At 44.5% G+C, this 7,330-nt stretch carries 6 protein-coding genes; all 6 read left to right on the forward strand.

Annotation, left to right across the window (positions count from 1 at the left end; genetic code table 11):
* Positions 1-21 precede the first annotated feature (21 nt).
* The 6 genes from ACVBIU_RS14560 (at position 22) to fabV (ending at position 6,717) form a co-directional block, all read left to right on the forward strand.
* Positions 22-1,650 carry an ABC transporter substrate-binding protein gene (locus ACVBIU_RS14560; protein WP_447161209.1) on the forward strand — a complete coding sequence of 543 codons (1,629 nt, stop codon included), beginning with the start codon at positions 22-24 and terminating at the stop codon, positions 1,648-1,650.
* Entirely contained in the window at positions 1,650-2,681 is a 1,032-nt protein-coding gene (locus ACVBIU_RS14565; protein WP_447164119.1) for an ABC transporter permease subunit, read from the forward strand. The genes ACVBIU_RS14560 and ACVBIU_RS14565 overlap by 1 nt, the downstream gene beginning before the upstream one ends.
* Positions 2,668-3,558: an ABC transporter permease subunit gene (locus ACVBIU_RS14570; protein WP_447161207.1), complete on the forward strand. Its 891-nt coding sequence runs from the start codon at positions 2,668-2,670 to the stop codon at positions 3,556-3,558. Before ACVBIU_RS14565 ends, ACVBIU_RS14570 begins: the two co-directional genes overlap by 14 nt.
* A gap of 4 nt (positions 3,559-3,562) precedes the next feature.
* Positions 3,563-4,570 (forward strand): peptide ABC transporter ATP-binding protein, encoded by a 1,008-nt coding sequence (locus ACVBIU_RS14575; RefSeq protein ID WP_447161206.1) that lies wholly within the window; start codon positions 3,563-3,565, stop codon positions 4,568-4,570.
* A complete protein-coding gene (locus ACVBIU_RS14580; protein ID WP_447161205.1) occupies positions 4,551-5,336 on the forward strand; it encodes a peptide ABC transporter ATP-binding protein in 786 nt (261 codons plus the stop codon). Before ACVBIU_RS14575 ends, ACVBIU_RS14580 begins: the two co-directional genes overlap by 20 nt.
* A 178-nt stretch (positions 5,337-5,514) precedes the next feature.
* Positions 5,515-6,717 (forward strand): enoyl-ACP reductase FabV, encoded by a 1,203-nt coding sequence (gene fabV, locus ACVBIU_RS14585; protein WP_447161204.1) that lies wholly within the window; start codon positions 5,515-5,517, stop codon positions 6,715-6,717.
* Positions 6,718-7,330 lie beyond the last annotated feature (613 nt).

A 7,330-nucleotide genomic window follows, 5' to 3' on the forward strand; every position in this document is an offset into this window, starting at 1 on the left:
CAGCTAAAAAATGATTGCTTAATGAAACAGCTGCTAAAGAGAATAAAGTTGATCACCGGGATCGTTGCGATTAACTTGTTACTCATCGCCTGTGGGCCACAGCAAGTTCCCGCGGGTTTAGTCTACTGCTCGGAAGGCAACCCTGAGACGTTTAATCCTCAGTTAGTGACCTCAGGAACGACAATTGACGCCACTTCACAACAAATTTACGACAGTTTAGTCGATTATGACCCGATTTCGGGTGAAATAGTGCCTTCTCTTGCGACCTCATGGGACACCTCTGAAGATGGCCTAAGCTATCGCTTTAAGTTACGATCAGGTGTCAAATTTCATCATACCCCTTGGTTTACACCGACTCGCGAATTAAACGCCGATGATGTGCTGTTTTCTTTTAATCGCATCATAGATAGCAGCAACCCTTACCATCAAGTATCAAAAAGTGGTTACCCTTTCTTTCAAAGTATCGGTTTTAATCAAACTGTCGCCAATATAGAAAAAGTGGCTGATGACGAAGTGATTTTTCACCTGAATCAAAGTGATGCATCATTTCTTGCCAATTTAGCAACCGGTTTCTCTGTTATTTTGTCTAAAGAGTACGCCGATAACCTCATCAACCAAGGAACCCCTGAGCTGCTGGACAGAAACCCTGTCGGTACGGGTCCGTTTAAGTTGGTCAAATATGTCAAAAATGAGCTTATCCGTTACCACCGAAATGATGATTTTTGGCGCACTTTACCTGAATTGGAACAGCTTGTTTTTAATATTACCCCACAAAGTAGTGCCAGATTAACCAAGCTCATCACGGGTGATTGTAGTGTATCTGCGCTCCCTAAAGCTGGCGAGCTACCTGTGATTAAGCGCCACCCTAGCCTTGAGCTTGATACCCAACTTGGGTTCAATGTCGCATTTTGGGCTTTCAACACCCAAAAGAAACCTTTTGATGATGTTCGTGTTCGTCAGGCATTGGCCTACGCCGTCGATAAAAACAACATCCTAAGGGTGGTTTACCAAGAAACAGCGATAAAAGCGACGGGAATGCTGCCCCCCCAGTCTTGGGCCTACCATTACAATAAGAGCCGCTATCAATATAATCCTGAAAAGGCACGCGCCTTGTTAAAGGATGCTGGAATAACCAACCTAAGCATTGATATCTGGGCGATGCCCGTTGCACGTATTTATAACCCTAATGCGCTTAAAACAGCCGAACTAATCCAGGCCGACTTGGCCAATATCGGTGTTAAGGTCAATATTGTCACTTACGATTGGAGTGTATTTAATCAAAAACTTAATCGTAACGACTATGACTCAGTGTTAATTGGTTGGAATGCTGATAATAGCGATCCTGATAATTTCTTTTCACCTATTATGAGTTGTGACTCTCTCGACTCGTCGAGTAACCGTGCCCAATGGTGTAATTTAGAAATGGATAGCATCTTAGCAAAGGCCAAAGCCACGACATCAGAACCCGAACGAAAAATACTTTATCAGCAAGCTGAAGCGTTATTTATCGAACATGTGCCTATGATGACATTTGCCCACGCTACCCAGTTGACCTTTAAAAACAGAAACGTCAAACAAACACAGCTTACTCCTTTTGGCGGGATTTCATTTGAACGAGCCAAAAATATAGCGCCTGAGGGAGACTTATAATGGGTCGATATCTTTTACGCAGATTAAACCTATTTTTTGCCACAACGCTTGTATTAGTTGGCGTGTTGTTTGTGACGACTGAACATTTCCCCGTTAATAAGGCATTTGCTTTAAGCGGAATAGCGGCCCCGAGCGCAGAGCAATTACAGCAAATAGAAGAGACTTATCAGTTAAACGGCAATCAACTAGAGCAGTTTATTGCCTATGCAAAGACGCGTTTGAGTGGCGATTTAGGCTTATCTATCACCTCTCAACGTCCAGTTATTGAAGAATTAACCCAGGCATTGCCTGCTTCATTTGAGCTAGCAACGGTTGCAGGGCTAATTGCAGTACTACTGGGCGTTCCATTAGGGATATTCGCCTCATTAAGTAAGAATAAAATCACCCAACACAGTATTATGGCGATCACCTTAACCGGTTATTCAATTCCGGTATTTTGGTTAGGCCTCACCTTATCACTCTGGTTTGGTGTCGAACTTGGTTGGCTTCCAGTATCAGGGCGGATTAACCTATTATATGAAATCGAGCCAAAGACCGGATTTATGCTAATCGATACCCTCTTCTCTGACTCGGTATACCGTTTCTCCGCATTTAAAGATGCCCTGTTTCATATTATATTACCCTCGATAACCCTAGCCGTATTGCCTTTTACAGTGGTGGTACGAATTACCCGCGCCGCCATGTTAAACATTATGGACCAACCTTACATTAAGGCAGCTGAAGCTCGCGGATTACATACTGGAACCATTGTGCTACGCCATGCGCTGCCAAATGCGCTTATTCCCGTGCTAAAAAACTTGGGGTTAATGCTGGGGACTTTTGCAAGTTACGCCATGATTGTTGAAGTTATCTTCTCCTGGCCCGGAATCGGCAACTGGTTAGTATCGGGTATTTATCAGCGTGATTACACAGTGATCCAAGGTGGCGTGTTAGGCGTTGCACTTATCATCATTTTTTTAAGCATCTTAATTGAAGTACTTCATAACGCTTATAATCCGCTAAGCAGGAAAGAACTTTATGCCGCGAATTAGAATTTATCAAGAAGACCATATCCCTTCGCCAATGCAAAAGGTGTGGCAGGCATTTGCTGATAACCCGTTCGCATTAATAGGGCTTTGGGCTGTATGTTGTTTACTTATAGTGGCAATTTTTGGCCCATGGATAGCGCCATTTTCACCAGAGCAACAGGATCCATTGGCACTGCTTTTACCGCCGTCTTGGGATGCGAGTGGCACGGTTGAGCACTTTCTCGGGACCGATGATTTAGGCCGAGATATCTTTAGTCGCTTGCTTCACGGTGCGCACCTTACGTTTGGCATGGCGCTGGCTATTGTACTGGCGTCCTTGTTAGTCGGTTTCATCATTGGCTCAATTTCTGGCATGATGAAGGGGCTAAAATCATCAATTTTAAGCCACCTTCTCGACGCGCTGTTATCCATTCCATCTTTATTAATGGCAATATTGGTTGTAGCGGTTATGGGGCCAGGATTAGATAACGTATTTTGGGCTGTGGGTATAGCCCTAACGCCACAGTTTGTAAGGGCAATTCACCAAGCTGTGCACGAAGAACTGCAAAAAGATTACGTGACAGCGGCCAAGTTAGACGGCGCTAACTCAGTACAGGTTTTTTGGTATGTCATTATGCCAAACGTATGGGAAACCGTAATCATCCAAACGACGCTGGCCATTTCAGCTGCAATTTTGGATATTGCAGCACTGGGATTCTTAAACCTTGGAGCGCAAGCCCCAAGCCCTGAATGGGGCGCTATGGTGTCTCAAGGATTAGATAACTTATTGACCGCACCTTGGACTGTAACCATCCCAGGTGTTGCTATTTTATGTAGCGTGCTTGCTATTAACTTAGTCGGTGATGGTTTGAGATCGGCGTTATCGCCCATCAGAAATTAATACTATGCCTTTACTTGATATACGTAACCTCACCATTGAACTTGATACGCCTCAAGGGCGAGTCAAGGCTCTGGAGCGCGTTAGCTTAACCATAAACCCCGGCGAATTACACGGCCTTGTGGGTGAGTCAGGCTCAGGTCGTACTCTACTCGCTCGCGCGATTTTAGGGGTGCCTGGCCATAACTGGACCATTACTGCTGATCGTATGATGTGGGATGGCCAAAACCTAATGGACATGTCTACCAAGCAGCGCCGCAATTTAATGGGCAGTGAAATCGCAGTCATATTCCAAGATCCTACAGGTAGCCTAGATCCAGCGATTACAGTGGGTAGTCAGCTCGTTGAAGCCATGCCTCAAGATAAACAAGTTTCATTTTGGAAACGCAATAAAGCGCGTAAAGCAACGGCGCAAAAATGGTTGCATAAGGTTGGTATTAAAAACACTGAAGAGGTCATGAGCAGTTATGCTTGGGAGCTCTCTGCAGGTGAGTGTCAGAAAGTGATGATAGCAATGGCCATTGCCAATCAGCCACGCCTATTGATTGCAGATGAGCCCACAGACTCGATGGAGATCAGCACTCAAGCGCAGATATTTAGACTTTTAAGTAAACTTAATCAACTACACAATGTATCCATTTTACTTATCAGCCATGAATTAGAAACCTTATCGGGCTGGTGCGATCAGCTGACCGTACTCTATTGCGGTCAAGTGATGGAATCGGGCCCGACATCCGAACTCCTCGAGCAACCATTTCATCCTTATACTAAAGCGTTACTCGATAATATGCCCGACTACTCCGGAGTATTGGCCCATAAATCCGTGATGAAAACCTTACCTGGATCGTCGCCAGCATTGCAACATCTGCCTATAGGTTGCCGACTTGGACCGCGCTGCCCGCAGGCGCAGAAACGTTGTGTTAGTAAACCTAGTTTGTGCCATAAAAAAGGACGCTATTTTGCTTGTCATTTCCCCTACCACAGTGAGCCATGCAATGACGACACCACTTCTTAAAGTTAATGATCTCAGTAAAAGTTATTATGCTGGCTACAAACGTTTTAAGCGTCAATACAACAAGGCGCTTTCACCGGTATCATTTGAGTTAAACCAGGGTGAAACATTAGCCATTGTTGGTGAAGCGGGTTCGGGCAAGAGTACAATAGCTCGAATTTTGGTCGGTGCGGAAATTAGAAGTGGCGGAGAGATTTTCTTCGAAGGGGAACCATTAGATAAACACGATCTAAAACAGCGTTGTCGCCTGATCCGCATGATTTTTCAGGATCCCAATACCTCACTCAACCCAAGGCTGACCATTGGCGAATTGTTGGATGAACCCCTGAAATTTAATACTAAACTGGATAGTCGTGAACGCAAGGCCCAGGTGATTGATAAGCTTAGAAAGGTTGGCCTATTACCGGAGCATATTGAATTTTATCCACATATGATCTCTGAAGGACAAAAACAGCGCGTTGCCGTAGCGAGAGCGTTAATGCTTGACCCAAAAATTATCATTGCTGACGAAGCCTTAACCGCCCTCGATCTATCAGTAAGATCACAGATCTTAAACCTATTGCTCGAACTGCAACAAGATATGGGGCTGTCTTATATATTCGTGTCCCATAATATGAATATTATCCGCCATGTCAGCGATAAAATAATGGTACTTAAAAAAGGGGTGATGGTTGAGAAAGCAACTACAGAACAATTGTTTAATGCACCTCAACATGAATACACCCAAAGGCTGATCCAAGAGCAAAGTTTGTTTACCCGAAAAAAATAACAAGGGTTTGTTTCGCTTTGACTGGGCATAAACTCGTAGGATTAGGCCTCTAAGGCCTCTTTTCCAGTCTGTAAACTGCTCCAACCACTGATAAAAAAGCCGATTTTCAACAAAAACGAGTGCCATTTGATGTCGGTTTAATTATCCTAGAGACAATTTTTTAAGAGAATCAAAAAATATGATCATCAAACCTAGAATCCGTGGTTTTATTTGTACTACGACCCATCCTGTTGGCTGTGAAGCTAACGTTCTTGAGCAAATCAACTTTACCAAAGCTAAAGGCAAAATTGCTAACGGCCCTAAAAAAGTATTAGTCGTTGGCTCATCGAGTGGATACGGTCTGTCTTCACGCATCACAGCCGCTTTTGGTAGCGATGCCGCCACGTTAGGTGTGTTTTTTGAAAAGCCAAGTACTGAAACTAAACCTGGCACAGCGGGCTGGTATAACTCAGCGGCATTTGACAAGTTTGCTAAGGCAGAAGGCCTTTACTCTAAAAGCATCAACTGCGACGCTTTTAGCCACGAAGCAAAGCAAAAAGCGATTGAAATTATCAAGCAAGACCTAGGTCAGGTTGATATGGTCGTTTACTCACTCGCTTCTCCTGTTCGAAAAATGCCTGACAGTGGTGAGCTAATTCGCTCATCTTTAAAGCCAATCGGTGAAACTTATACTGCAACCGCTGTTGATACCAACAAAGACATTATCATCGAAGCAACGGTAGAGCCTGCATCTGAGCAAGAAATTGCCGATACTGTCACAGTAATGGGCGGCGAAGACTGGGAACTATGGATGCAAGCCTTATCTGAAGCTGGCGTGTTAAGCGATAACTGCAAAACCGTTGCTTACAGCTACATCGGCACCGAGCTGACATGGCCTATCTACTGGCATGGTGCACTGGGTAAAGCTAAGATGGACCTCGATAGAGCCGCTCACGCGTTAGATACTAAGCTTTCTGCTACTGGCGGTAGCGCTAACGTTGCAGTACTTAAGAGTGTTGTGACTCAAGCAAGTTCTGCCATCCCTGTTATGCCTCTATATATTGCGATGGTATTTAAGAAAATGCGCGCAGAAGGCTTACACGAAGGCTGTATCGAGCAAATTAACCGTATGTTCAGCGAACGCCTATACAAGGCCGATGGTACTGCGGCTGATGTCGACGATTCAAACCGTCTTCGTTTAGATGACTGGGAGCTTCGTGAAGAGATCCAGCAACATTGCCGTGACATGTGGCCACTAGTGACCACTGAAAACTTAAGCGAGCTGACCGATTACCGTGAATACAAAGAAGAGTTCTTAAAACTGTTCGGTTTCGGTATCGAAGGCATCGATTACGAAGCTGACGTCAACCCAAATGTTGAGTTTGATGTGGTTTCAATTTAACGAGCAACCGCTAGGTTTGGTTCGATAATAAAACGCCGCAATAGTACATTGCGGCGTTTTTTATTGCGCCTTCGCAAGCTCCATCACCCTACCGCGTGCCTAACTGACTTTGTCGTCAGGCCTATCTCTGAGTACCGTTGAAATTAAATATTGCTTCATCCAAAAAACAACGAGGGCAGTAGAAAAAGCAGTAAGCTTTTAATCTTTATCTTCGTGAAAGCTAACCGCTTCGTGGTAAAAAGTTCTGAATTAAAAATCAATGTGATACACCACGAAGGACATAGAGCGCTCCGCTACACGAAGAAATGCATCAGCAAGATTAACTATAAGATAATAGCTTTGCTTTTTTGCTCTCCTTCGTGATCTCCGTGAAAGCGGATCGCTTCGTGGTAAATAAGCTCTAAAGTAAAAGCCAATGCGATACACCACGAAGGACACTGAGCGCTGCGCTACACGAAGAAATCCATCGGCAAGATTAACTATAAGATAATAGCTTTGCTTTTTTGCTCTCCTTCGTGATCTCCGTGAAAGCGGAGCGCTTCGTGGTAAATAAGCTCTAAAGTAAAAGCCAATGCGATACACCACGAAGGACACTGAGCGCTGCGCTACACGA

This window comes from Shewanella sp. 30m-14, assembly GCF_052977125.1.

Excerpts from the sequence above, each read along its gene's own strand:
- ACVBIU_RS14560 (WP_447161209.1), top strand. The coding sequence starts at position 22 with ATGAAACAGCTGCTAAAGAGAATAAAGTTGATCACCGGGATCGTTGCG.
- ACVBIU_RS14565 (WP_447164119.1), top strand. The coding sequence starts at position 1,650 with ATGGGTCGATATCTTTTACGCAGATTAAACCTATTTTTTGCCACAACG.
- ACVBIU_RS14570 (WP_447161207.1), top strand. The coding sequence starts at position 2,668 with ATGCCGCGAATTAGAATTTATCAAGAAGACCATATCCCTTCGCCAATG.
- ACVBIU_RS14575 (WP_447161206.1), top strand. The coding sequence starts at position 3,563 with ATGCCTTTACTTGATATACGTAACCTCACCATTGAACTTGATACGCCT.
- ACVBIU_RS14580 (WP_447161205.1), top strand. The coding sequence starts at position 4,551 with ATGACGACACCACTTCTTAAAGTTAATGATCTCAGTAAAAGTTATTAT.
- fabV (WP_447161204.1), top strand. The coding sequence starts at position 5,515 with ATGATCATCAAACCTAGAATCCGTGGTTTTATTTGTACTACGACCCAT.